The sequence below is a fragment of the Phyllobacterium sp. 01N428 genome (genome assembly GCF_056399405.1).
Map to the genome: position 1 here is coordinate 275,532 of NZ_JBFTRH010000001.1, position 26,208 is coordinate 301,739.

20 protein-coding genes and 1 tRNA gene are annotated in these 26,208 nt (G+C 60.7%); 9 read left to right on the plus strand and 12 right to left on the minus strand.

Going from position 1 to position 26,208, the window contains the following annotated elements:
* Positions 1–9 precede the first annotated feature (9 nt).
* The gene (locus AC1DNI_RS01345; RefSeq protein ID WP_477690545.1) at positions 10–780 is read right to left on the minus strand and encodes a GntR family transcriptional regulator; all 771 of its coding nucleotides are present in this window, start codon (positions 778–780) and stop codon (positions 10–12) included.
* Between the two features lie 254 nt (positions 781–1,034).
* Between AC1DNI_RS01345 and uxaC the strand changes: the two genes are divergently transcribed.
* The 6 genes from uxaC (at position 1,035) to AC1DNI_RS01375 (ending at position 8,116) form a co-directional block, all read left to right on the plus strand.
* Positions 1,035–2,432, plus strand: a complete 1,398-nt coding sequence (gene uxaC, locus AC1DNI_RS01350) for a glucuronate isomerase (RefSeq protein WP_477690546.1) — start codon at positions 1,035–1,037, stop codon at positions 2,430–2,432.
* A gap of 8 nt (positions 2,433–2,440) precedes the next feature.
* On the plus strand, positions 2,441–3,925 hold the full coding sequence (locus tag AC1DNI_RS01355; RefSeq protein ID WP_477690547.1) for a mannitol dehydrogenase family protein: 1,485 nt from the start codon (positions 2,441–2,443) through the stop codon (positions 3,923–3,925).
* Positions 3,926–4,042: 117 nt separating this feature from the next.
* Positions 4,043–5,221 (plus strand): ABC transporter substrate-binding protein, encoded by a 1,179-nt coding sequence (locus tag AC1DNI_RS01360; protein WP_113280022.1) that lies wholly within the window; start codon positions 4,043–4,045, stop codon positions 5,219–5,221.
* Between the two features lie 61 nt (positions 5,222–5,282).
* Positions 5,283–6,350 carry an ABC transporter ATP-binding protein gene (locus AC1DNI_RS01365; RefSeq protein WP_477690548.1) on the plus strand — a complete coding sequence of 356 codons (1,068 nt, stop codon included), beginning with the start codon at positions 5,283–5,285 and terminating at the stop codon, positions 6,348–6,350.
* A 5-nt stretch (positions 6,351–6,355) separates the two neighbouring features.
* Positions 6,356–7,267, plus strand: coding sequence for an ABC transporter permease (locus AC1DNI_RS01370; RefSeq protein ID WP_477690549.1), 912 nt, complete (start codon positions 6,356–6,358; stop codon positions 7,265–7,267).
* 3 nt (positions 7,268–7,270) lie between these two features.
* Positions 7,271–8,116, plus strand: coding sequence for an ABC transporter permease (locus AC1DNI_RS01375; RefSeq protein WP_027230858.1), 846 nt, complete (start codon positions 7,271–7,273; stop codon positions 8,114–8,116).
* A gap of 73 nt (positions 8,117–8,189) precedes the next feature.
* On the opposite strand, the gene AC1DNI_RS01380 is transcribed toward AC1DNI_RS01375, so the two are convergent.
* From AC1DNI_RS01380 to AC1DNI_RS01390, 3 genes are all read right to left on the minus strand, one after another.
* The gene (locus AC1DNI_RS01380) at positions 8,190–9,716 is read right to left on the minus strand and encodes a UxaA family hydrolase (protein WP_477690550.1); all 1,527 of its coding nucleotides are present in this window, start codon (positions 9,714–9,716) and stop codon (positions 8,190–8,192) included.
* A 131-nt stretch (positions 9,717–9,847) separates the two neighbouring features.
* A complete protein-coding gene (locus AC1DNI_RS01385; protein WP_477690551.1) occupies positions 9,848–11,590 on the minus strand; it encodes a cation:proton antiporter domain-containing protein in 1,743 nt (580 codons plus the stop codon).
* Positions 11,591–11,799: 209 nt separating this feature from the next.
* A complete protein-coding gene (locus AC1DNI_RS01390) occupies positions 11,800–15,522 on the minus strand; it encodes a glycoside hydrolase domain-containing protein (RefSeq protein ID WP_477690552.1) in 3,723 nt (1,240 codons plus the stop codon).
* Between the two features lie 287 nt (positions 15,523–15,809).
* Here AC1DNI_RS01390 and AC1DNI_RS01395 point away from each other — a divergent pair, with 287 nt between their 5' ends.
* On the plus strand, positions 15,810–16,775 hold the full coding sequence (locus tag AC1DNI_RS01395; RefSeq protein WP_477690553.1) for an NAD-dependent epimerase/dehydratase family protein: 966 nt from the start codon (positions 15,810–15,812) through the stop codon (positions 16,773–16,775).
* A 51-nt stretch (positions 16,776–16,826) separates the two neighbouring features.
* On the plus strand, positions 16,827–17,462 hold the full coding sequence (locus AC1DNI_RS01400; protein ID WP_477690554.1) for a LysE family translocator: 636 nt from the start codon (positions 16,827–16,829) through the stop codon (positions 17,460–17,462).
* 4 nt (positions 17,463–17,466) lie between these two features.
* Here AC1DNI_RS01400 and AC1DNI_RS01405 read toward each other — a convergent pair whose 3' ends face one another.
* The 8 genes from AC1DNI_RS01405 to mepA form a co-directional block, all read right to left on the minus strand.
* On the minus strand, positions 17,467–18,411 hold the full coding sequence (locus tag AC1DNI_RS01405) for an adenylate/guanylate cyclase domain-containing protein (protein ID WP_477690555.1): 945 nt from the start codon (positions 18,409–18,411) through the stop codon (positions 17,467–17,469).
* A 213-nt stretch (positions 18,412–18,624) separates the two neighbouring features.
* A tRNA-Leu gene (locus tag AC1DNI_RS01410) sits at positions 18,625–18,709 on the minus strand.
* 169 nt (positions 18,710–18,878) lie between these two features.
* Positions 18,879–19,499 carry a 2,3-bisphosphoglycerate-dependent phosphoglycerate mutase gene (locus AC1DNI_RS01415; protein WP_477690556.1) on the minus strand — a complete coding sequence of 207 codons (621 nt, stop codon included), beginning with the start codon at positions 19,497–19,499 and terminating at the stop codon, positions 18,879–18,881.
* Between the two features lie 24 nt (positions 19,500–19,523).
* Positions 19,524–20,357 carry a 4-hydroxy-tetrahydrodipicolinate reductase gene (gene dapB, locus AC1DNI_RS01420; RefSeq protein WP_477690557.1) on the minus strand — a complete coding sequence of 278 codons (834 nt, stop codon included), beginning with the start codon at positions 20,355–20,357 and terminating at the stop codon, positions 19,524–19,526.
* Positions 20,354–22,183: an ABC transporter ATP-binding protein gene (locus tag AC1DNI_RS01425; RefSeq protein ID WP_477691454.1), complete on the minus strand. Its 1,830-nt coding sequence runs from the start codon at positions 22,181–22,183 to the stop codon at positions 20,354–20,356. The genes dapB and AC1DNI_RS01425 overlap by 4 nt, the downstream gene beginning before the upstream one ends.
* A gap of 183 nt (positions 22,184–22,366) precedes the next feature.
* A complete protein-coding gene (locus AC1DNI_RS01430; protein WP_027230848.1) occupies positions 22,367–23,395 on the minus strand; it encodes a glucokinase in 1,029 nt (342 codons plus the stop codon).
* Between the two features lie 79 nt (positions 23,396–23,474).
* A complete protein-coding gene (locus AC1DNI_RS01435) occupies positions 23,475–23,903 on the minus strand; it encodes a methylglyoxal synthase (protein WP_091947299.1) in 429 nt (142 codons plus the stop codon).
* A 115-nt stretch (positions 23,904–24,018) separates the two neighbouring features.
* A complete protein-coding gene (gene mepA / locus AC1DNI_RS01440; RefSeq protein WP_245273413.1) occupies positions 24,019–24,984 on the minus strand; it encodes a penicillin-insensitive murein endopeptidase in 966 nt (321 codons plus the stop codon).
* Between the two features lie 179 nt (positions 24,985–25,163).
* On the opposite strand from mepA, the gene AC1DNI_RS01445 reads away from it, so the two are divergent.
* Entirely contained in the window at positions 25,164–26,204 is a 1,041-nt protein-coding gene (locus AC1DNI_RS01445; RefSeq protein ID WP_477690558.1) for a zinc-dependent alcohol dehydrogenase family protein, read from the plus strand.
* Positions 26,205–26,208: the final 4 nt, after the last annotated feature.

Sequence of the window (26,208 nt, forward strand, 5' to 3'; positions counted from 1 at the left end):
TCGTCCGGATCAGATGAACGATTCCGGGTGGCTTTTTCTCAATTCGTCGACATCGGGGATGACGGCGTCGAGGTGCTTCCGCATGGCAGCGCAAGCTGCCTCCACATCATGGGCCTCAATGGCATTGCGGATGATCCGGTGCTCTGAAAGCACGTGTTCCATGCGCCCCAGAGCGGGAAGGGTCATGCGCCGCGCCCGGTCGATCTGTACCTTCACCGGCTTCAGGTAGCGCCAGATGCCGGGATGTCCTGAAATGGCGGCTATTGCCTCGTGAAAGGCCTCGTCGGCTTCGTGGAATGCGCCCATGTTCTGGCGGTCGGCGAAGAATTGCTGCCGCGCCAGAACCTCGTCCAGACGTTCAACGTCCTTCGCGGTCGCTCGCGATGCAGCCCGCTCCACGGTCGCGCCTTCGAGCGCCTGCCGGATGACGACAGCCTCAGGTATCAGCGCAACAGGAATGCGCGCAACAAAGGTTCCGGACTGGGGAAACACGTCGACAAGGCCATCCTCAACGAGGCGGATCAGCGCCTCGCGAACCGGCGTCCGGCTGACACCGAAGCGTTCGGTGAGCACCTTTTCGTTCAGCGGCGTTCCGGGCGTCATCTCCATCGAAACGATGGCTGCATGGAGTTCGCGATAAATGGCTGTCGCCGTGGTGACCCGGGCAACAGGCGCTGCTCCCCCATGCCGAACGGGCCGCACATTGGTAGCGCCGGGCGTGACGATCGTCTCGGACGCCAAAAGGACGACGCTTTTTTCTCCCGCCTGCTTTGCTGCCATTCAAGCGCTCCATTTCCTCATTTTGGATCCTTCAACCCTCAATGATGGAATTCCACCCAAATTCCTAGATCCTCGATCCGCAGCGGCGAGACATTCCACGCGCGATCGGTGTTGACATACTAATATATTATTCTCTAGTGTTCGCCAAGGCCAATACCGGCAAATCTCTGAAGATAATGGCCTCGCGGGCATCGGCACCAAGCTTTGGCGCCACTGGGTCCCGGTATTGTATGACGCAGCAAGGAAGTTGAAGAATGGCCCTCAACCCCGACCGGTTGTTTCCAATCGAGCCTGACGCGCGCGGCATCGCGCGGCGCTTGTTCGAGACCGTTGAGCAGTTGCCCATTGTCTCCCCGCACGGCCATACTGACCCGCGCTGGTACGCGGATGATGAAGCATTCCCCGATCCGGCAAGCCTCTTCGTCAAGCCAGATCACTATATTTTTCGTATGCTTTACTCACAAGGCGTGCGCCTCGAAACGCTTGGCGTTCCGAGAAAGGATGGCGGGGCCGTCGAGGCGGACGGACGCACCATCTGGCAAACGTTCGCGCGGCATTTTCACCTGTTCCGGGGAACGCCTTCCCGCCTGTGGTTCGAGCATGCGCTCGAAACAGTTTTCGGTATCGATGAACGGCTCAGTGAAAAGAATGCGGACACGCTCTACGACCGTATCGCCGAACGCCTGACTGATCCGGCCATGCGCCCGCGCGCGCTCTACAAGCAGTTCGGCATCGAGGTCATTTCGACCACCGACGCGGCGACAGATGATCTTTCCGCACACGATGCGATCCTGCGTTCAGGTTGGGATGGCCGCGTTGTCCCGGCCTACCGGCCCGATGCGGTCGTCGATGCCGCGCAGCCGGCTTTTCGCTCGAATGTGGAAAATTTCGTCGCGCTGGCTGGCGTTAGTCTCGACTATGCCGGCTACCTCGAAGCGCATCGCCTGCGCCGCGCTTATTTCAAGGCGCGGGGCGCCACATCCACTGATCATGGCCACCCGACGGCCCGAACGGCAAATCTTTCACCGGCGGAGGCTGCGAGCCTGTTCGATCGCGTTTTGCAAGGAGCCTCTGCTGCCGATGCAGAACTCTTCCGCGCACAGATGCTGACCGAGATGGCACGTATGAGCGTTGAGGACGGCCTGGTCATGCAGGTCCACCCCGGCTCCTTCCGCAATCACAATCCGGAAATTTTCGGCCGCTTCGGACCGGACAAGGGCGCCGACATTCCGCGCGCCACCGGCTACGTGGAAGAGCTGAAGCCCTTGCTCGATGCATTCGGCAACGATCCGCGGCTGACGCTTATTCTGTTCACGCTCGACGAGACAAGCTATAGCCGCGAACTAGCGCCGCTTGCCGGGCATTATCCGGCCTTGCGCCTCGGACCGGCCTGGTGGTTCCACGACAGTCCGGAAGGCATGCGCCGCTTCCGCGAACTGACGACCGAAACCGCCGGTTTCTATAATACCGTGGGCTTTAACGACGACACGCGCGCCTATCTTTCGATCCCTGCCCGCCACGATATGGCGCGCCGCGTCGATTGCGCATTTCTCGCCCGCCTTGTCGCCGATCATCGACTTGATGAGGACGAGGCGCAGGAGGTGGCGGTCGACCTTTCCTACCGCCTCGCGAAGCAGGCATACAAGCTTTAGGAATGGACATGACCGAGCAAAATCAACTGTCCGCTGCCACGCTGGCTCGCCTCGCCAAGGATGTGCAAAGGCCGGTTTACGATCGAAATCAGATGAATACCGGGATTGTGCACCTTGGTATTGGCGCGTTCCACCGCGCCCATCAGGCAGTCTATACCGATGCCGTGCTGGCGAGCGGCGACAATCGCTGGGGCACCCTCGGTGTTTCGTTGCGCAGTGCCGACACGCGAGATGCGCTGCAACCGCAGGACGGCCTCTATACGGTTGCCGTCCGTGATGGCAGCGGCGATCGCTTCAGTGTTGTTGGCAGTATCACCAGCGTTTTTGTGGCGCCTGAAAATCCGCAAGCCGTTCTGTCGGCAATGGTCGAACCTTCCGTCAAGATCGTCTCGCTGACGGTAACGGAAAAGGGCTATTGCTATGCGCCCGCGACGGCCTCGCTCGACGAAAGTCACCCGGATATCATCCACGACCTTGCGCATCCCGCTGCGCCGCGTTCGGCGATTGGTTTCATCGTAGAGGCACTCGCGCGCCGGCGTGAAAACGGGACAGAGCCGTTTACGCTCCTGTCGTGCGACAATCTTCCGGCGAACGGCGAAACCCTCAAGCGGGTCGTCCTGCGCTTTGCCGAATTGCGCGATCCTGATCTGGCGGCGTTCATCCGCGAAAGCGTCGCTTTTCCTTCGACAATGGTTGATCGCATTGTTCCGGCAACCACCGACACGGATCGCGCAATCGTCGAGCAGGCGACCGGGCTGCGCGATGCGTGGCCGATCATGACCGAGCCGTTTACGCAATGGGTAGTGGAGGACGACTTCCCATCCGGACGTCCCGCATGGGAGAACGTCGGCGTCACCTTCGTTGAAGACGTCGATGCGTTCGAATTGATGAAGTTGCGCCTCCTTAACGGCAGTCACTCGACTCTCGCCTATCTCGGCTATCTTGCTGGGCACGAGACAGTATCCGACGTGATGGAGGCGGAAGGCTTTTCTGCCTTCATCGAAGCGATGATGGACGAAGAGATTACGCCGACCCTGCCGCCGCTTTCAGGCTTCGACCTTTGGTCCTATAAGGCGCAGCTGCGCGAGCGCTTCCGCAATCCGGCTCTGCGCCACCGCACATGGCAAATCGCCATGGATGGCTCGCAAAAACTGCCGCAGCGGCTGTTGAACACGATCCGCAAGCGCATCGAACAGGGCCAGCCCTTCAAACGGCTGGCGCTCGGCGTCGCGGCCTGGATGCGCTACGCCACGGGGATAGACGAGCGCGGACAGACGATCGACGTTCGTGATCCGCTGGCAAACGATTTCCGCCAACGCACGCACGGCAAAACCTCGGCCGCTGACCTGCTCGACGCCTATCTAGGGATGCAGCAGATTTTTGGCAAAGACCTTGCGGACAATGATGAGTTTCGCCGCGCCGTTGGCGGGGCACTGGAACAACTGCTGCGCGATGGCGCCGCTCTGACTGTAGCAAAAACTGTAAGAGACTAAAGCCTTGCTATCCTGATCTGATAGATTAATATATCAAATCTCAAAACAGGCCGGTTCGGGAAGCCGGTCGCAGTCTCACCGCAGGACATTGGGAAATCAAAAGGGAGGAATAGTATGATCCGCATTACACGCAGACAGGCCATTGGCGGTCTGGCAGCAGTCGCCGCGCTACCCGCCACGCGGCTCTTTGCCCAGTCGAAGCTGGCACTGCCGACTTCGCCGGTCGCGATCAACGTCGCTGACGTTGCCGGCAACCTTGCATTGACGCAGGCCGCAATCGAGAACTATGCGAAGGCGAAACCGGAACTGGTTTCCAAGATCACCTTTACCAAGGCGCCGGCACCGGAACTGCCCGGCAAGATCAAGGCGCAGCAGGCGGCCAATCGGCTCGATATCGATCTCGTGCTCACCGGTACGGACGCGCTCTCCGCTGGCCTCGAACAGGATCTATGGATCAAGCTCCTCCCGGATCACGCTGCATCGCTGCCTGATCTTGCGAAAATCTATCTCGAACCGGCTCATCGCATGCTGGCGCTCGGCAAGGACCATGGCGTCGTCGTTACCTATTACCCCTCGGGGCCGCTGCTTGAATACATGCCGGATCGGGTGAAGAAGGTACCGACCACAGCCGAAGAATTGCTGGCGTGGGCCAAGGAGAACCCGAACAAGTTCCTTTATGCTCGTCCGGCAAATTCCGGTCCAGGCCGGACCTTCCTGATGGGACTGCCCTACCTTCTTGGCGATAGCGATCCGCGCGATCCCGTCAAGGGCTGGGACAAGACGTGGGCTTACCTCAAGGAACTCGGCCAATATATCGAATACTACCCGACAGGCACCGGCGCGCTGATGAAGGAACTCGGCGAAGGTACGCGCGACATGACGGTGTCGACGACTGGCTGGGATATCAACCCGCGCGTCCTCGGCGTTGTTCCGAAGGAAGCCGCAGTTGCTCCGCTCAAGGGCTTCCATTGGGTCGCCGACGCGCATTACATGTGCGTCCCGAAAGGCGTCGCAGATGAGAAGGTTGCGGTGCTCCTCGATCTCATGAGCTTCCTGCTTACGCCCGAGCAACAGGCCTACACCTACGACCAGGGCTACTTCTATCCGGGTCCGGCGGTGAAGGACGTGCCGCTTTCAATGGCGCCGCAGGAAAGCCAGGACGCGATCGCCGAATTTGGCCGTAAGGAATATGCCGACTGGATTGCCAACAACCCGATCGAGGTTCCGCTCGAACCATCGTCGATGGTGGTGGCATTCCGGCGCTGGGATGAGGAAGTCGCAGCCAAGAAGTCATAATTTATTGTTTCATCGGCGCGGCCCGGCGATGTCGGACCGCGCACAGCCATGAGGTTTCCAGATGCTGCTTGCATCATCGCCATTTCGCGAAATTCGTCTCGATCAAATGAGCCGTGCCTTCGGTGCGCATAACGCGCTGAAGAGTGTCTCGCTTTCCATTCGCAAGGGGGAATTCATTGCCCTCCTCGGCCCCTCAGGTTGCGGCAAGTCGACGGCGCTCAACTGCATCGCCGGGCTCCTGGCAACCACGGGCGGCGGCATATTCATCGACGACAAGCGCATCGACACCTTGAAGCCCGAGGATCGCGGGTTCGGCATGGTGTTTCAGAACTATGCCCTGTTCCCGCACATGACGGTGCGCCAGAACATTGGCTTCGGCCTGAAGATGCGCAAAGTCGCGAAGGCCGAGATCGACAAGCGGGTCGAAGAGGCACTCAATCTCGTGCGCCTGCAAGGTCAGGGCCACAAGCTGCCGGGCCAGTTGTCGGGTGGCCAGCAGCAGCGCGTTGCCATCGCGCGCGCCATCGTCATCGAACCACCGCTCGTCCTAATGGACGAACCCTTGTCGAATCTGGATGCCAAGCTCCGGCTCGAAATGCGCGCCGAAATACGCCGCATTCACAATCAGCTTGGCGCAACCACGATCTACGTTACCCACGACCAGGATGAGGCCTTGTCCTTGGCTGATCGCGTCGTGGTCCTGCGCGACGGAGAGATCAGGCAGGTTGGCGTCCCAAGCGATCTCTACGAGCGCCCCGATCATCTGGATGTCGCCGAATTCATGGGTTACCGCAACCGCCTGACCGGCAAAGTCGTCGCCAAGGAAGGCGACCGCGCAACCGTCACCGTCGGCAATGCGACCTTGACCGGCACCGCCCGTTCATCCCTGAAGCCCGGAGATACGGCCGTCATTGCCGCCCGTGCCGACGATGTCGTTGCCGGCGAAAAGTCGGCGCAGACTGTCGAGGCGGTGGTTGAGACGATCGAGTATCGCGGCCGCGAATTTGTCGGGACGGCGCGCACCGCTGGCGGTCTAGAACTTGTTTTCCACGCCGGCCATACCGCAGAACTCGGCAGTTCCATCTGGCTGTCAGTCGATCCGGCGCGTGCGCTGGCTTTTGCGGCGTGACGGCCATGGCGAGCATTACCGCATCCTCCTCTCCGTCCGAGTATCGCCTGCCGCTGCGCCAGCGGCTGGCGGTGCGCGGCATTGATGGCGTTACGCTTCTGGTCCTGCCGGCATTCCTGTTCTTGCTGGCCGTATTCGTTTATCCCTTCATCTATGGCCTGGTCCTTTCCTTCACGCCAAAGGAAGGCGGCCTCTTTGGCAATTATCAGAAGTTTTTCTCCGACCCGTTTCTCTACTATACGATCCTCACCACGCTGTGGCTCGCCGTACCGGTGACGATCATCAGCATCGCCATCGCCATTCCGGTTGCCCTGCGGGTGCGGCTGCTGAAGCATCAGCGGCTCTTGACGACAATCCTGGTTCTTCCGGTCACATTAGGCACCGTGCTCGTCGCCGAAGGGCTCCTGAACTATCTCGGCCCGCAAGGCTGGTTTAGCCGCACCCTCATCCAGTTCGGCATGATCGACCGGCCGCTCAAGCTCACCAACAATTACTGGGGCGTGTTCGCGTCGCTGATCATCACCGGCTTCCCGTTCACGTTCCTGCTGACACTGTCCTACGTATCGGGCATCGACCCGGCGCTGGAACAGGCTGCCGCCACACACGGCGCAAGCAGCTGGCAGCGCTTCCGCCATGTCATGCTGCCGCTGCTGGTTCCCGGCCTTGCCATCGCCTTCTGCCTGTCCTTCGTCCAGGCCTTCGCGGTGTTTCCTTCCGCAGTCTTGCTGGGCGCGCCTGCCGGACCGACGCGCGTCATTTCGATTGCGGCCTACCAGGCGGCATTCGAGCAGTATGATTATTCGATGGCATCGGCGATCGCCATGATCATGGCGGCTGTGCAGCTGTTGATCGTCGTCGCCATTCTCGTCATTCGCAACATGTTCTATCGCGGCTCGACCGCCGGCGGAAAGGGCTGATCCATGATCCGCGACACAACAATTGCTGCAAAGCTCTGGATCACCGCCGTTTGGGTACTGGTGGGCTTCTTTGTCCTCAATCTCCTTGCGATGATCACCACCGTGATCTTCTCCTCCTTCGCCACCCGTTGGCTCGGCACCTGGCTCCCGGCCGGATGGACCACGAAGTGGTATTTCACCGCCTGGACCGAGTTCCAGCTCGGCGACGTCCTGCTTGTCACCTTCCAGATCGTATTCGCCGTGGTCGCCTTGTCGGGGATACTCGGCGTGACCGCAGCCTACGCGCTGGCGCGCAGGGATTTTCCCGGCAAGAAACTGGTCATGCTGCTCTTCCTGTTGCCGCTGCTGGTCCCGCCAATCACCTTCGGTATTCCGCTCGCAACGGTGCTTTATCAGGCGGGCGTTGGTGGCACGTTCTGGGGCGTGGTCCTCGCCAATCTCGTGCCGACAGTGCCCTTCGTCATTCTGGTCATGATCCCGTTCATCGAACAGATCGATCCCAAGATCGAAGCCGCCGCACGCGTCTTCGGTGCGGGAACGTTCCAGCTCTTCATCCACGTTCTCCTGCCGATGCTTCTGCCGGGTATCCTTGCGGCTCTCCTTCTCGTGCTCGTGCGCACCGTCGCAATGTTCGAGCTGACGTTCCTGACCGCCGGGCCGACGAGCCAGACACTCGTCGTCGCGCTCTACTATTCGGTGTTTGCGTCGGGCGTTCGCGCCGTGCAATCGATCGACGCCATGGCAGTGGTCTACATGATCACGACGCTGGTCTGGCTGCTCATCGCACTGCGCTTCGTCAACCCGACGCAGATCGTGGCGCGCGCCAAGCATCAGCAAACAGCCGCCTGACCGTAGAGGCAGGGACGAAAGGAAACGGGAGCCATTGGCTCCCGTTTTTGTTTCAATCTCGAAGCCTTGTCGGCTACATCGTTGCGCCAATCTGCCAGGGCACGAATTCCGCATCGCCATAGCCGAGCTGTTCGGACTTGCTCGGCGCGCCGGAAGCAACCTTTAGAACCCGTTTGAAGATTTCCTGGCCCTTCGCCTCGATAGAGACACCGTCGAGAATGTCACCGCAATTGATGTCCATGTCCTCGATCATCTGGTTGTACATCGGCGTATTGGTGGCAAGCTTGATCGAAGGCGTTGGCTTGCAGCCATAGGCCGAGCCGCGCCCGGTGGTGAAGGCAAGTACATTGGCGCCGCCGGCAACCTGTCCTGTCGCTGAAACGGGGTCGTAGCCGGGCGTATCCATAAAGACGAGCCCATGGGAAGTGACGGGCTCGGCATAGCCGTAGACGGCCTCGAGCGGCGACGTGCCCGACTTCGCAACAGCACCAAGCGACTTTTCGAGAATAGTGGTGAGACCACCGGCCTTGTTGCCCGGCGACGGATTGTTGTTCATCTCCATCTTGTTGCGGGCGGTATAATCCTCCCACCAGGCAATGATGGATTGCAGCCGCTCGACCGCCTGCGGGTTCGAGGCGCGCTCGATGAGGAGATGTTCGGCGCCGTAGATCTCCGGCGTTTCGGAAAGAATCGCCGTACCGCCATGCTTGACGAGGAGATCAACCGCAGCGCCGAGGGCGGGATTGGCGGTAATGCCGGAATATCCGTCGGACCCACCGCACTGCAAAGCGAGCATGAGTTCCGAGGCGGGAATGGTTTCGCGCCGAACGTTCGCTGCGACGGGCAGCATGTCACGCACGGCGGCAATGCCCGCTTCCATCGTCTTGCGGGTGCCGCCCACTTCCTGGATCGTCAGGCTGCGGAACCTGTCGTTCTCAACGATATTATACGTTTCTTTCCAGCGACCGATCTGGAATGCCTCACAGCCGAGCCCGACCATGAGCACGGCGCCGATATTCGGGTTGGTGGCGTAGCCCCACTGCGTGCGCTTCAGAACTTCGTAGCCTTCGCCGTTCGTATCCATGGCGCAGCCGCCGCCATGCACGAGTGGTATGATGCCATCGATCGTTGGATATTCATCGAGAAGCCCTGACTTGCGCACCGCCTCGGCGATGAACCGCGCTACGGAGGCCGAGCAGTTCACCGAGGTAAGGACGCCGATATAGTTGCGCGTACCGGCACGGCCATTGGCGCGGCGGAAGCCCTCAAAGGTGGCGCGCTCAGTCAGCGGCAGCAGACCGCTCCCGTGCGGCGCGTGGCCAGCATCCGCCTCACGTACGAAATCGCTATAGTTCAGATTATGTTCGTGCACCCATTGGCCAGGCTCGATCAGCTTCGATGCCGAGCCGATGATCTGGCCGAACTTGCGCACGGGCTCGCCCTCGGCGATGACACGCGATGCCAGTTTGTGGCCGCGCGGCACCCGATCGGCAACCGTGACGCCCTCGATTTTTTGCCCGGCCTGAAACGAGTCGACGGCAACGACGACGTTGTCGCTGGCGTGCAGCCGCAAATGACGAGGGGCGGTAAGCGTGTCCATGAAATTCTCCAGGTTGAATTAATATATTAGTTGGAGAGGGTAGCAGTTTCAATGCGTCATGTTAGCGTTGCCCGCATCATAGCACCGCGTGGACCTTTCGGGTCGAGAACTTGTAGAAGGCGCGGGCTGGTTCAGGTCACATCGAGTGACTGGTCGTCCCGTTTGCGGCGGGAGACGTTCATTTCCGCACGCTCGCGCGCCATGTTGCTCACGGCCTTGCGCAGTGCCGGGTGACGGGACATAAAGACGTTGAAGTCGCGGCGCTCAAGCACGAGGAATGCGCAAAAGTCGACGGCAATAACATCTGCCGTACGTCTGCCGCCGCTGAGGAGCGCCATCTCGCCAAAAAAAGCGCCGGCGTCGAGCCGGACATTGTCATCCGCCAGCTCAACCTCGACCGCGCCGGAAGCAATAAAATAGAGCCCGTCCGGACGATCACCCTTGCGCAGAACGCGCTCGCCGGGTGATGCGGATTTCGGCCGGAACAGCAGCAAGAGTTCCTCCTGCGAATTCTCGTCGACTTGGGAGAAAAGCGGAAATGTCTCGCAAAGCTGCTGCATCTCCAGCTGGTGCTGCCGGTTGCGCTCGTCATTGGCGGCGCGAATCTGCTCGACCGCGTGGTTAAGCTTTTCAAACTTCACCTTGCCGTACGTTGCATACGCTGTTGGCCAGGTTGCCTGGAGCTTCTTCTGGATGGCCTCACCGGCGAGCAATACCAGCGGGTTGAGCGTGATTGACAGGATCGCCCCGGCGAGGATCAGGTCCTGACCCTCGCGTGGAAGCAAGCCGAGCGTGACGCCAAGTCCGGCAAGGATGAAGGAAAATTCACCGATCTGGGCGAGACCGGTGGATATGCGCACGCCCATGCCCAAGGGGTAGCGCAGCACGAGCACTACCAAAAAGGCGATCAGCGATCTGCCGATGATGATCAACACCAGAACGGCGATCACCGCGATCGGCTCGCGCACGATGATCGAGGGATCGAAGAGCATGCCGACGGAAACAAAGAACAGAACGGCAAACGCATTTTGCAGCGGCAGGGAATCGGCGGCGGCACGGTGGCTGAGGCGCGATTCGCTCATGACGACGCCGGCAAAGAAGGCGCCGAGCGCGAAGGAAACGCCGAAGATTGCCGCGGACCCGTAGGCGATGCCGAGGGCGAGGGCGAGCACGGACAAGGTGAAGAGTTCAGAGGAGCCGGTGCGGGCAACCAGCGTCAAAAGCCATGGCACGACCTTCGGCCCGACAAAGACGGCGATGCCGGTAAAGGCGGCAACCTTGAGCAAGGTGATGGAAATCGTTGCGGCAATCGAAAGATCGCTGGCCGCATGGGCGGCGGCATGGCCGCCCAGGACTTCTGCAAAGGCAGGCAAGAGCACGAGAGCCAGCACCATCGCCAGATCTTCGACGATGAGCCATCCAACGGCCACGCGGCCGCCGACGGATTCGATCAGATTGCGCTCCTCCAGCGCCTTCAGGAGCACGACCGTGCTGGCAACGGACAGGCTGAGACCGAAGACCAGCCCGGCTCCGATACCCCAGCCCCATAGAGACGCAAGGCCCATGCCGAGCAGGGTCGCAAGCACGATACGGCCAAGCGCACCCGGCACGGCAATGCCGCGCACGGCCAGGAGATCAGCTGCGGAAAAATGCAGGCCCACACCGAACATCAGCAAAATGACGCCCATTTCCGCGAGTTGGCCGGCCAGCGACGCATCCGCCATGAAGCCAGGCGTGTAGGACCCCATGAGGATGCCAGCAACGAGATAACCGACGAGGGGCGGAAGGCGCAGCCTGTCCGCGGCATAGCCGAGGATGGCGGCGAACACGAAGCCGACGGCAACGGTTGCGATCAATGCGACTTCCTGGTGCACCCTCAGCCTTCGATTGTTTGGTGTTTTCCCACGAGGCAGGTCGCGGTCGAACAACCGTGCCACCTCGGGGTACAACCTAACCTTGAAGCGTAGATGCTGCCATCAAAATTTTCAGATGCGGACAACAGGTACCGGGCTTTCCGACGCCTGAAGCGATCGAGGATGCGAAAGGAGCAAGCGGGGCCGCCGAAGCGGCCCCATAGAGCTTCCTACTGGATGACCTGAACGCCGGGCACCGGATTGGCCGTCGGCTTCGAGTAATCGCCGGCCGGGCCCGAAGGCGGCGTGAGAGCTTCACCCTCGCCCCATCCCGTCGGGGTCTTGGACAGGGTGTAGGTCAGCTGCCCGCCATCCTTGATCTTGTCGAGCGGCAGCCAGGTACCTTGATACGTGGTGGCGTTGAGCTTCATGTCCTGGATGAAGCGGACATCGTCGAGAAGGGCGCTCTTGCCGCCTGTCGTGAAGCGAAGCTTCTTGCCGTTGGGCATCCAGAAGCTGATGCCGTCGAACTGGGGCGTGGACACGGCAAAGCCGGGCTCGGAAGGAATGATGGGATAGATGCCGAGTGCCGCGAAGACGTACCAGCTCGTCAATGCGCCGAGGTCGTCGTTGCCTGGAAGACCGCCGGGATCGTTGGAAAAGTTCTTGTCGAGAATGGTTTTCAACACATATTGCGCGTGCTTCGGCGATCCAGCCCAGTTGTAGGCCCATGGTGCGGAGAAGGCCATCTCGTTGCCGACGTAGTAATTGGTGGAGCTTTCGCCGCCATTGAGCTGTCTCGAGCTCGGCTCCGGACCGGACAGGTCGGGCGTCAAAGAGAACAGCGTGTTCAACCTGGTCATTGCTGCGAGCTTGGCGGTAGATCGGTCGGTACCGAGCTTGTTGATCAGATCAGACCAGGCGTGCCCAAAAGACCAGAAGTAGTTGGGTTCTGTGGCTTCGTGGAATTTGATGCCTTCCTTGAATGGTCCTTTCGTCACCACCCCAGCATCTACCGTCACCGCGGCGCGGTCCTTGAGCGTCTTCGATGTGGTGTCGAAGACATTCGTCCAGTTGGACGCGCGAGCCAAGAGCGCTGTGATATCAGCTGCGGTTGCGCCCGAATCGGCGAGCGCAGAGGCAGGGATACCCTTGAGGAAGGCGGCAGCCGACCTGTCGTGGATGGCGCTATCCACCGTCGAGACAGCGGTGTCTGCAAAATAGCCATTCGTAAAATAGTGTTGCGTCTGCGCTTCCGTCGTCCAGGTGCCGGTATTATAGCTGCGCTTGTTGTTGCAGGCGCTGTTCGGATCGAAAGTCGCCTGCTTGAAGAACTTTGCCGCGCTGGCAAGGTCGAAGCTCTTCGCACCGAAGGCATAGGATCCCGATACGATGGTGATCGAGCTGTCGCCCGACATTGCCCATGCGTCATCGGAGCCGTCGGCAAAGTGCGGAAAGGCACCGCATTGCTTGGCGATCGCCACCAGCGACTGCATCATCTCGCTGGCCTCGTCAGGCGCTACGAGCGCCAGGAACGGCGCCTGCGTGCGATAGGTGTCCCATGTCGAGAAACCGGAATAGTGGGTCTTGTAGCCGCCCGTCGTGCCGTCGGCCTTCTTGTACGTGTAGTCCGAGACTTTTGCGGTTTCGCGCGCGGGAATCGGGGTGTTCAAAACCTTCTTTCCGTTCGACTCGTCATCGTACGCCGGCCACACGTCCTGGCCGGAGGCGTCCTTGACCTTTGCCTGGCGGAAACTGCGATATTCGCCATTAACGTCGCTATAAACCGTCGGACCGCCGAATACGCGGTACAGGGCGGAATAGAACTGCACCATCTTGTTCTTTTGATTTTCCGTCAGTTTGGCGGGATCGCTTTTGGCAAGATCGATCTGGATTGTGTTGAGACGCTTGTTCCAGGTATCATCTGCCAGTTTGCGAGTATCGTCGAAGGACCAGCCGGGATTTTCGCCCTTGAACTGGGCATCGCCAACCACATTGAGCTTGGCATTGGCGGTACTGACGGACGAGGTGCCGATCTTGACCTGCACGGTTTTGTCGGCGTCGCTCAGATCAAACTGAAGGGCGACGGTCTTGTTCGCCGTAACGACGTTGACCCCATCGGCCGCAGGCTTGAGGGGCTTGTCGAAGGTCGCGTAGAAATAAACCGGTTGGTTCCAACCCCCGCCCCAGGGCGCGCAGAAGGCGGAGACGACCGTCTTGCCCGATATGGATTTGCCGCTGGCGTCGAGGGTCAGTTCGACCATGTCTGCCGGAACGCCCGAGCGATTCTGCGAATTGACGCGCGCATCAAAATGCAGGAAGGCCTTGTCCTTGTTGTCATAGGTGAGACGCACCATACCGGTACGCTGCGTGGCGGTCAGCTCGGTTGTGATGTTGGTGACGTTGAACTTGACCTTGTAGTACCCCGGTTGGGCGAGTTCATTGGCCCGGTCAAAGACTGGACCAAACGAACCGCTCATCGTGGAAGTCGAGTTGCTGGGCAGCATTGCGACTTCGCCGTGGTTCGTGCACCCGGGACCGTTGAGATGCTTTATCGAAAAGTAAGGGATAGTGCTCGAATTGTACTGGTAGCCGCCTGACCCGTTGAAGCCTGCACGGGTCATGGAAGGGCCGAAATTGACCCAGCCGAATGGCAATTGCGCGCTCGGGCTGAGATTGCCCGAGAAACCGCTATCGCCGTTGGTCGAGGTACCTATGTAGAGATTGACATATTTCGTCAGCGGCGCGTCGGAGCGGGGGCGCAGGAATTCGAGGCTCTCTTCCCATGGTCCCGAATAGGGCGCCAGGCGCTTGTCGAGCGCTGCCGTGGTGTCGGCGATGTTCTTGGCGAGGGTTTCGAGGGTCTTCGGCAGTGCTTCGAGTTCGGCGGAAAGCTTGGCCGCGGTCTCCGTATCGCCGCTGGCAAGCGCGGCGCTGACCTTTTCGGTCAGCACGCGTGCGTCGCTGATGCCCTTGTCGAATTCGGCGAGCGATTTCGTGAAGTCGTCATTGATCGCTGTTGTCTGCGTGGCGAATTCGGCGATCTTGGCCTTGTCGTCGGCCGAAATGCCGGCAACGGCCTGAACCGCGGCGATATCCTTCATTGTCTGATCGATGCGCGGCAGCAGCGCGGCGAAAGGCTGGCGGGCTGCGTCAGCCGCATTCAGGCGGTCGGAAGCGGCCGGAAAGTCGATGGTGCTGATCTTGGAGGCGGCGGCAGAAACGGTCAGCTTGTGATCGGCCTGCTGCAGATCGGACAAGGTCGTGAGGTTCGTCGTCAATGCGCTAAGATCCGATGCCAGCTTGTCGAGCTGTTCCTTGCTGGCTGCCTTCTGGTCGAGCGCGGCAATGTCGGCGCCAAGGGTAGTCTTTAGTCCGGCAAGGCTGGCGTTGAGCGTGTCGAGTTGTTCCTTAGTGGCTGACTTCTGGTCGAGCGCGGCAATATCGGCCCCAAGGGTGGTCTTCAGTCCGGCAAGGCTGGCGCTGAGCGTGTCCAGTTGTTCCTTGGTCGCGGACGACTTGTCGAGGGCGGAAAGGACGGCGTTGAGCGTATCCAGCTGTTGCTTGGTGGCGGATGACTTGTCGAGGTTGGAAAGGGCGGTGGTGAGCGCGGCAACCCGGTCCTGCAGCAATTTGAACTCACCGGCCAGCGCGCCGCCCTCGGCCTCGCCTGCGCTCGCCCTGGCCTGCAAGGTGCCCAAGTCGGTTATAACTTTTTCCAGATCGCCCTGCAGTTTGCCAGCCGTGACGCTCACCGTGGCTGTGCCGGCAGCGGCCGCCTGCAACTCGCCAACCTTGGCGTTGAGCTTGGCATTGTCTTGTTTCAGCGCATCGACATCACTGGCAAAGGTGCTGGAACCTGCGGCGTCGGCGTCTTTCTTGTCATCCGAGTTGCATCCGGCAAGCATGGTGCAGCCGAGCAGCCCGGCAAGCAGCGTCCGTGTTATGGTCATGAATTCCTCCAAATGAATAGGTATGAAAGCCGTTGTTTAAATCGATTTAATCTACAGGCGGATCTAATGTTTCGCAGCGAGTACCCCATAAGGGCCCCCTGCGTCTTAACGCTACGAATTTTTGTATGGCTGTGCCTGGGCCTTCCTTCCCACGCAGTCCTCCAGAGTTGGCGACAATTATCCCCCTGTTATAAAAGCGTCAATTATCCCAAAGTCTAACGGCTCTGACCTTCGAATCATTGCGCGCGGGGATTGAACATTGCGCGCCGTCAAAGCAGTCTCGCCGCATGGATAATCGAGACGAAATTCTGGTAACGGGCGCGGCGGGTTTTGTGGGTCGTGAAACCGTAAGACAGTTGCTGGCCAGTGACTGGCGCGTTCGGGGGCTGATACGTTCCGAGCTGCATAGTGAACTTCAACCGCACGCCCGTTTGTCGTTGCATAAGGTGGGCGACATCAGCACTATTTCCGACTGGTCGCCACTTGTATCCGGCTGCCGCGTCGTCGCCCATCTTGCAGCGCGCGCACACAAGACGGGCGAATCTCCCGACGCTTCGCAGCCGCTCTTCCGGCGCACCAATGTCGATGCCACGATTGCGCTGGCGCGCGCGGCGCTCGCAGCGAAGGTGAAGCGTTTCGTCTTCGTGAGTTCAGCAGGCGTAATGGGCGATTTTTCGCAACGCCCCTTTACCGAAGCCGATCTGCCGCAACCTGCCAGTGCCTACGCCACGAGCAAATGGCAGGCGGAACAGGCACTGCAGGATATCTGCCGCCAAGGCGCCATGGAACTTGTGGTTCTTCGCCCGGCCCTCGTCTACGGTCCGGGCAATCCCGGCAATTTGGCGCGTCTCATGCGCTTGGTTAAAACCGGTGTGCCGCTGCCGCTGGCTTCAGTCGACAACCGGCGCAGTCTGCTCAATGTTGGTCACCTGGCGGCGATCATCGCCGAGGCCGCGCATCTGCCCGCTGCAGCGGGAAAAACCGTGCTTCTCGCCGATGGCAATGACGTATCGACACCTGAATTGCTGCGCGCTTTTGCCAAGGGCATGGGCGTCAAGGCGAGGCTTTTCCCCATGCCCCCTTCCTTGTTGCTTACCATGGCGCGCCTGCTTGGCAGGTCGCGCGATGCGGAGCGCTTGCTCGGATCATTGCAGGTCGATACGAAATTGAAAACCGAACTTTTCGGTGCGTTTCCGCGTGAGGCGACAATCCGCGGCCTCGTCGAAACCGGACGATCCGAACGGCGATCTTGACATTTGAACAGCTGTGAGAGTGTTTACACAGAACCAACGATGGGGGGATAGATGACACATCTGACAGTCCTGGCATTTGCCGTAGTTGCCTTCATTGGCATTGCGACGCCCGGTCCGACCGTGATCCTCGCCCTGACGAATGGCTCGCGCTTCGGCACCAGGGCAGCCTGTTTCGGCATGGCGGGGGCGGTGCTTTCCGACTTTGCCCTCATCGGCGCGGTGGCGCTTGGCCTTGGCGCGCTACTCGCGGCGTCAGAGTTCTGGTTTTCCGTCGTCAAGTGGATCGGCGTCGCCTATCTCACCTTTCTGGGTGTGGTGCTGATCCGATCAAAGGGAAGGCTCGAACTATCCAATATGACTGCACATCCCGCGACATCCGTTTCGGTACGGTCAGTGTTCCTGAAAAGCTTCGCGGTGGCGGTCACCAATCCCAAGGGTTACCTGTTCTTCTCGGCTTTCCTGCCTCAATTCGTGGATCCAGCTTTGCCGCAGCTACCGCAATACATGGTATTGGCCGCGACATTCGCCGCCATCGATTTCATGGTGATGTTCGGATATGCGATGCTCGGTTCGCGCGCTGCGCGCTTTCTGCGCCGGTCCGGTGCCTTATGGCTCGATCGCGTGTGCGGCGGGGCCATGCTGATGCTGGCGGCTTCGCTGGCGTTCTATCGCCGCGCAAATGCCTGAGGGCTTATGAACGGGCTGCGCCCTGCCGGCGCATGGCCCATTTGAGCCCTGCAATGACGGCGAGGGCAAACATCGGCCACACGGCCCAAAATGTGCCCGACCACGAGAACAGATTGATGGCCGCAAGGCCGAGCCCGATGACGGCCAATGTGCCGATGCCGCGGTCGATCATCCTTGTCCCGCGCACCCAGATCAGCGCCGCCAACGTGGCAAGGGCAAGGATCGGCCACTGCGCCCAGAATTCACCTTCCCATGTTAGAAGATTGATGCCCGCGAGCATGGCGGCAACCACTGCGAGCACGCCGAAGCTGCGCCGGGGCGCCGATTGTGCCGTGGACGGCTCCCTTAGCACTGACTGTAAGGGCGCTGGCCGGGCATCACGTCCGTAGGGGCTTTCCGGCTGCCGCGGCGCGTCAGCGTTTCCGAATTCGCCGATACGCACCGCATAGCTCGGCACGCCCTCTTCGATGTTCTTCACATTGAGCGCGCCGAGAAAATCAAAACCGACCGCAACCTTGTTGCGCACCTGATCATAGACCGTATGCGAGATGACGATGCCGCCCGGCCGAGCGCTCGCTTGCAGGCGCGCAGCGATGTTGACGCCGTCGCCATAAATGTCCTCGCCCTCGGCAATGACGTCGCCCAGATTGAGCCCGATGCGAAAAAGCATGCGGTCATCTTCGGAGCGGTCACCATTATAGCCGGCAAGCTCGTTCTGGACGTCGATCGCAGCGCGCACGGCCTCGACCACGCTCGGGAACTCGGCGATCACGCCGTCCCCCCAGGTGTTGATCACGCGCCCGCCATGCAATGCGATGAGGCCCGCCATGGCGTCGCGATATTGCTTCAGCGTATCGAGGGTGCCTTCCTCGTCAGCCTGCATCAGCCGGGTATAATCCTGGACATCGGCGGAAAAGATGGTCGTCAGCTTGCGGCGCGTTTCGGACATCGTTTCACTCTCGTTGCGAGCGAGCGACTGAAGCAAGAGGGCTCCAGTCATGCCATGAGATATAGCGATTTAAGATGGCCGGGTAAATGCGCAAACGGTTCAAATGGCCGCGACCGCGCTCCACGGTGGTTCCGATCGCCTGGGTCAGAAGCCCAACGTCGGCCTAACGACATCGAACGGCCAAACGTCGAACGAAATTGAAATATTGGGAAATGGTGCCCAGAAGAGGACTCGAACCTCCACGCCTTGCGGCACACGGACCTGAACCGTGCGCGTCTACCAATTCCGCCATCTGGGCAGCGGGGTCTCATGTAAGGGGCGGCTTTGAGTCTGTCAATCCATTTAGAGCGCTTCGCGTTTAAATAGAACGCGTTATGCAATTTCGCGCCCTTTGCGCCTCGTTGGGTGCCGAAAAAGGCCGGCGCAGCGCCAGCCTTCGCTCGTAAGAATGGGCGGCTCCAGACCGGTCAGCCCGCCAGCACTTCCTTCGAGGCGACCGTCGAGTCCGCATTCAGCTTGTAAACGATCGGAACGCCCGTCGCGAGTTCCTGCGAGACGATCTCTTCGCCCGTCAGGCCGTCAAGCGCCATGATCAGCGCCCGCAGCGAGTTGCCGTGGGCGGCAACGAGAACGGTCTCGCCACGCAGGACATGCGGCTGCACGTCGTGGAGATAATAGGGCCATACGCGGGCGCCGGTATCGCGCAGGCTCTCGCCTCCGGGAGGCGAGACGTCATAGGAGCGGCGCCAGATGTGAACCTGCTCCTCACCCCATTTGGCGCGGGCATCATCCTTGTTGAGACCGGAAAGATCGCCATAGTCGCGCTCGTTCAACGCCTGATTGCGAATGGTCTTAAGGCCTGTCTGTCCGACTTCTTCCAGGATATGGTCGAGCGTCGCCTGCGCGCGCGAAAGAACCGACGTATAGGCGATGTCGAATTTAAGCCCTTTCGCCTTCAGGCGCTTGCCCGCGTCGATCGCTTCCTGATGGCCGAGTTCCGTGAGGCCCGGATCGCGCCAACCGGTGAAAAGGTTCTTCAAATTCCATTCGCTCTGGCCGTGGCGGACAAGGACGAGGGTTCCGGACATGGGATTACTCCTGTGAGACAAGCGTTATGGGTTGAGGCCGAGCACGTCGAGCATCGAATAGAAGCCGGGTTTGCGGCCCTTGCCCCAAAGCGCCGCCTTGATGGCGCCGCGGGCGAAAATGCTGCGATCCTCAGCGTGGTGCGATAATGTGATGCGTTCGCCAGGTCCGGCGAGGATCACCGAATGGTCGCCGACCACCGAACCGCCGCGCAGGGCGGCAAAGCCGATCGCGCCAGCCTCGCGCGGGCCGGTGTGGCCATCGCGAACCCGCACGCTGTGCTGGCCGAGGCCGATATCGCGGCCATCCGCTGCGGCCTCACCCAGAAGCAGCGCTGTGCCGGATGGCGCGTCGACCTTGTGCTTGTGATGCATCTCCAGAATTTCTATGTCGAAATCGTCCGCGCCGAGGGCCTTTGCCGCCTGCTTGACGAGAACGCTGAGAAGATTGACGCCAAGGCTCATATTGCCGGACTTGATGACGACCGCATGGCGCGCGGCTGCGTGGATCCTGGCATCGTCGTCAGCCGAGCAGCCGGTCGTGCCGATGACGTGGACAATGCGCGCCTGGGCCGCCAGCTCGGAAAATTCAACTGTCGCGCCAGGGGTGGTGAAATCGAGGACGCCCTCGACGCCGACAAACACACCCAGCGCATCGTCGGTCACTTCAACGCCAAGGGTCCCCACTCCGGCAATCTCACCGGCATCGCGGCCGATATGCGGCGAGCCGGCCCGTTCCACTGCGCCGGCGAGAACGGCGCCGGGTGTCTCATTGATAAGACGGATGAGCGTCTGGCCCATGCGGCCGCCGGCGCCGACGACGGCAAGCTTCATCGGCGTTGCGGGCTGTTCGGCACTCATGTGGCGGTTCCTGTGATTTCTGCGGGCTGCAATTCGGTATCGTCGATGATGGGCGACTCTTCCTTGCCTTGCAACTGGTAGAAACGCGCGTAGACGCCATTCGGAATGGCAAGCAGGCTGGCGTGCACGCCTTCCTCGACGACGCGCCCGGCCTCCATGACGACGATGCGGTCGGCATTGACGATTGTCGAAAGCCGGTGCGCAATAACGATCGTCGTGCGGCCGCGCATCACATAGTCGAGCGCCTGCTGCACGCGTTTTTCGGATTCATTGTCGAGCGCCGAGGTCGCCTCGTCGAGAAGAAGGATCGAGGCGTTGCGAACAATGGCGCGGGCGATGGAAAGGCGCTGGCGCTGCCCGCCGGAAAGGTTCGCCCCGTTTTCGCCGATCTCGGTGCCGTAGCCTTGCGGCTGCCGCCGGATGAATTCGTCGGCATTGGCGAGCTTTGCCGCCTCGATGACTTCCTCATCGGTGGCATCGGGGCGGCCATAGCGGATATTGTCGGCGATCGTACCCTCGAAGAGGTAGGGCTGCTGCGACACATAGGCGATCGATTGCCGCAGCGAACGCTTGCTGACATGGGCGATATCCTGCCCGTCAATGAGGATGCGCCCGCCATCTATGTCGTAGAAACGCTCGACAAGACCAAACAGCGTCGACTTGCCGGCCCCCGATGCGCCAACGATGGCGGTGGACTTGCCGGCTTCCGCCGTGAAGCTGATTCCGTGCAGGACCGGGGTTTCTCCATAGCTGAAACGGACATTGTCGAACTTCACCTCGCCCGAGGGCACGGTGATCGGTACCGCGCCAACGCTGTCGGCCTGCCGGGGCTCGATGTCGAGGATTTCGTAGATCATGCGCGCATTGACGAGCGCGCGCTCGAGCCCGACCTGGACCCGTGCGAGACGCCGCACCGGATCATAGGCGAGGAGGACCGCGGTCATGAAGCCGAACATTGCGCCGGGTGGCTCCGCATTGAGAACGGCGCGGTAGCCCGTATAGGCGATCATCGAGGCGATCGCGAGGCCGGCTATGAGGTCGGTGATCGGCGTCAGCCGCTCTTCGACCCGTGCGATCTTGTTGGAGCGCTCCTCGGCGCGGTTGATCAGGGTCGTCACCTTGCCGCGCAATTGCTCTTCCATCGTGAAGGCCTTGACGATGGTAATCCCCTGCGTCGCTTCCTGCATGGCGCCGAGAAGATGCGAATTCAGCGTCACCGACTCGCGGTGGATGCTACGCAGGCGCTTTGTGAGGTACCGGACGGTGAGCAGCACCGGCGGCCCGATCAAAAGGGCAAAGAGCGACAGCACCGGGTCGAGATAGATCATGCTGCCGACCATCGAGACGAGCGTCGGAATATCCTTGCCGACTGTCGTCACGATCAGCTGCAGAAGGTCGCGCACGCCTGAAATGTTCTGGTTTATCCGCGCTGCAAGCTGCGCCGAGCGATTGTCATGGTAGAAATCGAGCCCAAGACGCATAAGCTGGTCAAAGATGCGGCGCTGATAGCGCGCAACGATATTGTTGCCGATCTTCGCCATGTAGACCGAATAGATATAGGTGGCGACACCGCGAATAATGAAGGCGGCGAGCACGCCGAGGCTGATTGGGATGATCAGGTCCGCACGTTGCTCGTAGTAGATCTTGTTGATCACATCACGGAAGATGATCGCGACGAAAGCCATGGCGCCGGCCGTCGCCAGCATGGCGGGCACTGCGACCGCATACGACCCGCGCTGTTCATAAAGGTTCTCGCGCAGAACCCTTCCGATGACGCGGCGCGCCTCGTTCATATCGATCTTTTTCTTCTTGGTCTGACCATCCATGCAGGCGGCAACTCGCTGGTACAAAAAGACTTCCCGGCAAGGGAAGACCCTTGCCGCTGAAATTGTCCCTATAGCCTTATTGATCCGCCTTGCCTATCGGTTTTGGGCCTCGGCACCGCGTCTGGGCGCCGAGTGTTGCCATTGTGCTGCGGCCTGCACCGCGCGCGAGAGCGGCGAGGCGGCTCAATCGCGGCGCCAGCGGCGTCCTTCCGTCGAGACGCCGAAACGGGTGGGCGTCCGGGAAAAGGCAGAAAGGCCGCTCAGCGCCGCCAGGGGATGAGTGATGATATAGACCGGGGTTTCGCGCAGGATTTCGCCGTGCGGCGCCTTGTCCTCGAAAGCCTTGCGGAACGAGGGATCCTTCAGCGGCTGCACGATCTTCTGCACGATGCCGCCGGCAAGATAGACGCCGCCACGCGCCATGAAGGTCAAGGCGAAATCACCGGCAAGACGGCCGAGATAGATGACGAAAAGCGCCAGCGTTTCCTTGGCTTCGGGCGATTCGCCTGAAAGCCCAGCGGCCGTGATTTCCGCCGGCGTCTGCAGCGTCGCGTCGGTACCGCTTACCTTGCAGATGGCCCGGTAGATATTCTGAAGGCCGCGCCCGCAAAGCAATTGCTCGCCGGAAATGCGCCCTTCGATGTGTTCGACATGCGGGAAGATTTCGAGGTCGCGCGCCGTGCGCGGTCCCATGTCCACGTGGCCGCCTTCGCCGGGCACCGGAACCCAGCTATTGCGCGAACGCACCATGCCGGCGACGCCGAGCCCGGTTCCGGGTCCGAGAACAGCCCGGCTGCCATGGGGGTCGCCCGCACCACCGCCGAGCTTTTCGAGGTGCTTCGGCTCGAGGGAGACGACAGCCAGCGCTTGCGCTTCGAAATCGTTGAGCACGGTAATGTCGCTGAGACCGAGGGTTTCCATCATCTGCCGGGGCTTTACGACCCAGGCACAGTTGGTGAGGTCGATCTCGTCGCCTTCTACCGGACCGGCGATGGCAAGCACAGCGGAGCGGGGCTGGATCGAGGTATGATCGAGAATGGCATTCTGGATCGCCTCGTCGATTGTCGGGTAATCCGCGGTCTGGATAATCGGGAATTCCTTGGGTTCGGCATTGGCATCCACCAGTATCGCAAAGCGCGCATTGGTGCCGCCGATATCGCCGACCAGAATCGGAAATTTCATGATGTGGTCGGTATCTGCCTGTGTCACCATATCGCTTTCCTCGCGTCGCCCCTTCTTGAGTATGACCATTGGATCATACGCTCTTAGCCTTGTCGCTGCACGCTTGCGCTCAAGTGGCGCTCGCCGCAGTGATTGTGTTGTCTGCTGCGTCATCGCGCAGCAAGCCTCGTTTTTGCACCAGAACTTCAGCCGTCGCCCGGTTCAATGCCATTGGAATGTCGTAAACACTGCCGAGCCGCATCAGGGCCTTGACATCGACGTCGTGCGGCATCGGTGACATCGGGTCGACGAAGAAGATGAGCCCGTCAATCTTGCCTTCGGCAATGAGCGCGCCGATCTGCTGGTCGCCTCCGAGTGGTCCGCTTTTGACGCGGCGGATAGTGAGTGATGGGCACGCTTCCTGGATCAATCCGCCGGTCGTGCCCGTGGCAACGATTTCACACGGTGCCAGCAGCTTTTCGTAGGTGCGGGCGAACGCCACCATGTCGGCCTTTTTCTGGTCGTGAGCGATCAGCGCGAGGCGAAAAGGCTGTGTCATCAAATCTCTAACTTGGGTCCGGCCCTAAATCGATTGAAACCCTATACTCAATTCATGACAGCATGAAAAGGCCGCAGCGAAAAAAGACCGGCACGCGGCGGAAAGACGATCCGTCTCAGGGCTTCTGCCCGGGAACCGGTACGTCCTCTGGCAGCGTCTCATCGTCGGGCGCATAGGCCGCGGCGGGAGCGGCGGCCTTGGCCGGCGCAGCGACGGTACCGCCGGCGCCATAGGTAACCTCAGCGGCGGAATTCGGTCCGGGTGCATTGAGCACCTGCGCGCAGACCTTGGGCAGATCCGAAAGCATCATGACGCGCGGTTTGACCGGCTTGGCCGGCTCGGGCTTTTTCTTCCACGGCTCGTCTGTAAACCACCAGGCGAGCGGCTTGCCGCAACCGTCATCGATGCCGGTCGGCTCCTGCGGCTTGCAATTGGGCGATCCGGCTTGGCATTTGATGCGGATATGGAAGTGGTAATAGTGGCCCCAATAGGGACGGATCTTTGCCATCCAGCTGCGATCGCCCTGGACGGTGTCGCAGAGCTTCTTCTTGATGCCCGGATGGACGAAAATCCGCTCGACCTCCGGATAGCTCGCCGCACGCTTCAAAAGGGCGGCGCGGGAGGCCGACCACTTGTCCGGATCGACGAAGAGCGTGTCGCCCTTGAGCATCGATGTGGCCTCGACAGTTTCGCGCTCCTGGTTGGTGAAACGGCGCTTTGGCATAGGGGTCAACCAGACGTCGGCATCGAGCCCAACCTGATGTGACGCATGACCCGTGAGCATCGGTCCGCCGCGCGGCTGGGAAATGTCGCCGACGAGCAGGCCTGACCAACCATCCTTGGCAGCGGCATCGCGCGACAAGCGCTCCAGCAGGCTGATCATCCGCGGATGGCCCCAGCGCCGATTGCGAGACAGTCGCATCACCTGCCAGGTTGGCCCGTCGACCGGGAGGGCCACACCGCCGGCAAGGCACCCCTTGGCATAGAATCCGTCGGATTGCGGCGCACCGAGGGTCGGCAACGGCTGCGCGCCGAACAATTGCTTGGCCGGACCGTCTTCTGCAATCGCCCCCGCTGTCATGCCGAGTGAAACGAGCGCGCCGAATATCAGGCGCAACAGGACTTTGGGTGTCATAATCGCTATCCCACAAGTGATCCCCGCAAATTTGCGTCGAGGATCGGGGCTTTATGATGGCCAGATTCGCCGCCAAGTCGCAATATGCGATCGAATCCACACTCTGATTCGAAGGGGTACTTACTATGCGAGCTGTCATCTTCGAAAAGTTCGGCGAGACGCCGCGCGTTGCAGACGTCGCCGATGCACGCCCGGCGGATACCGGCGTGGTCATCAAGGTCGAAGCCACGGGCCTTTGTCGCAGCGACTGGCACGGCTGGATGGGGCATGACGCGGACATCGTCCTGCCGCATGTGCCGGGTCACGAACTTGCCGGAACCATTGCGGCAGTCGGCATGCACGTGAAGCAATGGCAGATCGGCCAGCGCGTGACAGTGCCGTTCGTCGGCGGCTGCGGTCACTGCTTCGAGTGCAATTCCGGCAACCATCAAGTCTGCGAGAACCAGTTCCAGCCGGGATTTACCGCCTGGGGTTCATTTGCCGAGTTTGTCGCTGTCGACTATGCCGATACCAACCTGGTCGGCTTGCCGGATTCTCTCGATTTCGCGACGGCGGCGAGCCTTGGCTGCCGGTTCGTCACCTCGTTTCGCGCAATCGTCGATCAGGCCAGGGTCAAGCCCGGCGAATGGGTTGCGGTGCACGGCTGCGGCGGTGTCGGGCTGTCGGCGATCATGATCGCCACTGCCATGGGCGCCAATGTCGTCGCGATCGATCTTGCCGACGAGAAGCTCGCTTTTGCGAAGACGCTGGGTGCTGTCGCCATTGTGAACGGCGCCGGGAGAAGAGACGTCGTCGGGGCGGTCCGCGAAATCACCAAGGGCGGCGCGCACGTCTCGATCGATGCGCTCGGTCATCCATCGACCTGCTTCAACTCAGTCGCCAATCTGCGCCGCCGTGGCCGGCACGTGCAGGTCGGACTGATGCTTGGCGACCATGCGCATGCACCGATCCCGATGGACAAGGTCATAGCGCATGAACTTGAAATCTATGGCAGCCACGGCATGCAGGCGTTCCGTTACAAGGCGCTGATGGACATGCTCGAAACCGGCAGGCTCGCGCCGCAGAAGTTGATCGGCAAGGAGATCACGCTCGACGATGCTCCTGCCGCCCTGATGGCCATGGATCGATTTGAGGGCACGGGCATCAATGTGATCACGAAGTTCTAGCATC

What these genes read in the sequence shown, in the direction of transcription:
- AC1DNI_RS01395 (WP_477690553.1), top strand. Translation starts at nt 15,810, where the DNA reads ATGGATAATCGAGACGAAATTCTGGTAACGGGCGCGGCGGGTTTTGTG.
- AC1DNI_RS01435 (WP_091947299.1), bottom strand. Translation starts at nt 23,903, where the DNA reads ATGACACAGCCTTTTCGCCTCGCGCTGATCGCTCACGACCAGAAAAAG.
- AC1DNI_RS01405 (WP_477690555.1), bottom strand. Translation starts at nt 18,411, where the DNA reads ATGTCCGAAACGCGCCGCAAGCTGACGACCATCTTTTCCGCCGATGTC.
- AC1DNI_RS01390 (WP_477690552.1), bottom strand. Translation starts at nt 15,522, where the DNA reads ATGACCATAACACGGACGCTGCTTGCCGGGCTGCTCGGCTGCACCATG.
- AC1DNI_RS01365 (WP_477690548.1), top strand. Translation starts at nt 5,283, where the DNA reads ATGCTGCTTGCATCATCGCCATTTCGCGAAATTCGTCTCGATCAAATG.
- mepA (WP_245273413.1), bottom strand. Translation starts at nt 24,984, where the DNA reads ATGACAGCGGGGGCGATTGCAGAAGACGGTCCGGCCAAGCAATTGTTC.
- AC1DNI_RS01430 (WP_027230848.1), bottom strand. Translation starts at nt 23,395, where the DNA reads ATGGTGACACAGGCAGATACCGACCACATCATGAAATTTCCGATTCTG.
- AC1DNI_RS01345 (WP_477690545.1), bottom strand. Translation starts at nt 780, where the DNA reads ATGGCAGCAAAGCAGGCGGGAGAAAAAAGCGTCGTCCTTTTGGCGTCC.
- AC1DNI_RS01400 (WP_477690554.1), top strand. Translation starts at nt 16,827, where the DNA reads ATGACACATCTGACAGTCCTGGCATTTGCCGTAGTTGCCTTCATTGGC.
- AC1DNI_RS01445 (WP_477690558.1), top strand. Translation starts at nt 25,164, where the DNA reads ATGCGAGCTGTCATCTTCGAAAAGTTCGGCGAGACGCCGCGCGTTGCA.
- AC1DNI_RS01380 (WP_477690550.1), bottom strand. Translation starts at nt 9,716, where the DNA reads ATGGACACGCTTACCGCCCCTCGTCATTTGCGGCTGCACGCCAGCGAC.
- AC1DNI_RS01355 (WP_477690547.1), top strand. Translation starts at nt 2,441, where the DNA reads ATGACCGAGCAAAATCAACTGTCCGCTGCCACGCTGGCTCGCCTCGCC.
- uxaC (WP_477690546.1), top strand. Translation starts at nt 1,035, where the DNA reads ATGGCCCTCAACCCCGACCGGTTGTTTCCAATCGAGCCTGACGCGCGC.
- AC1DNI_RS01415 (WP_477690556.1), bottom strand. Translation starts at nt 19,499, where the DNA reads ATGTCCGGAACCCTCGTCCTTGTCCGCCACGGCCAGAGCGAATGGAAT.
- dapB (WP_477690557.1), bottom strand. Translation starts at nt 20,357, where the DNA reads ATGAGTGCCGAACAGCCCGCAACGCCGATGAAGCTTGCCGTCGTCGGC.
- AC1DNI_RS01370 (WP_477690549.1), top strand. Translation starts at nt 6,356, where the DNA reads ATGGCGAGCATTACCGCATCCTCCTCTCCGTCCGAGTATCGCCTGCCG.
- AC1DNI_RS01425 (WP_477691454.1), bottom strand. Translation starts at nt 22,183, where the DNA reads ATGGATGGTCAGACCAAGAAGAAAAAGATCGATATGAACGAGGCGCGC.
- AC1DNI_RS01375 (WP_027230858.1), top strand. Translation starts at nt 7,271, where the DNA reads ATGATCCGCGACACAACAATTGCTGCAAAGCTCTGGATCACCGCCGTT.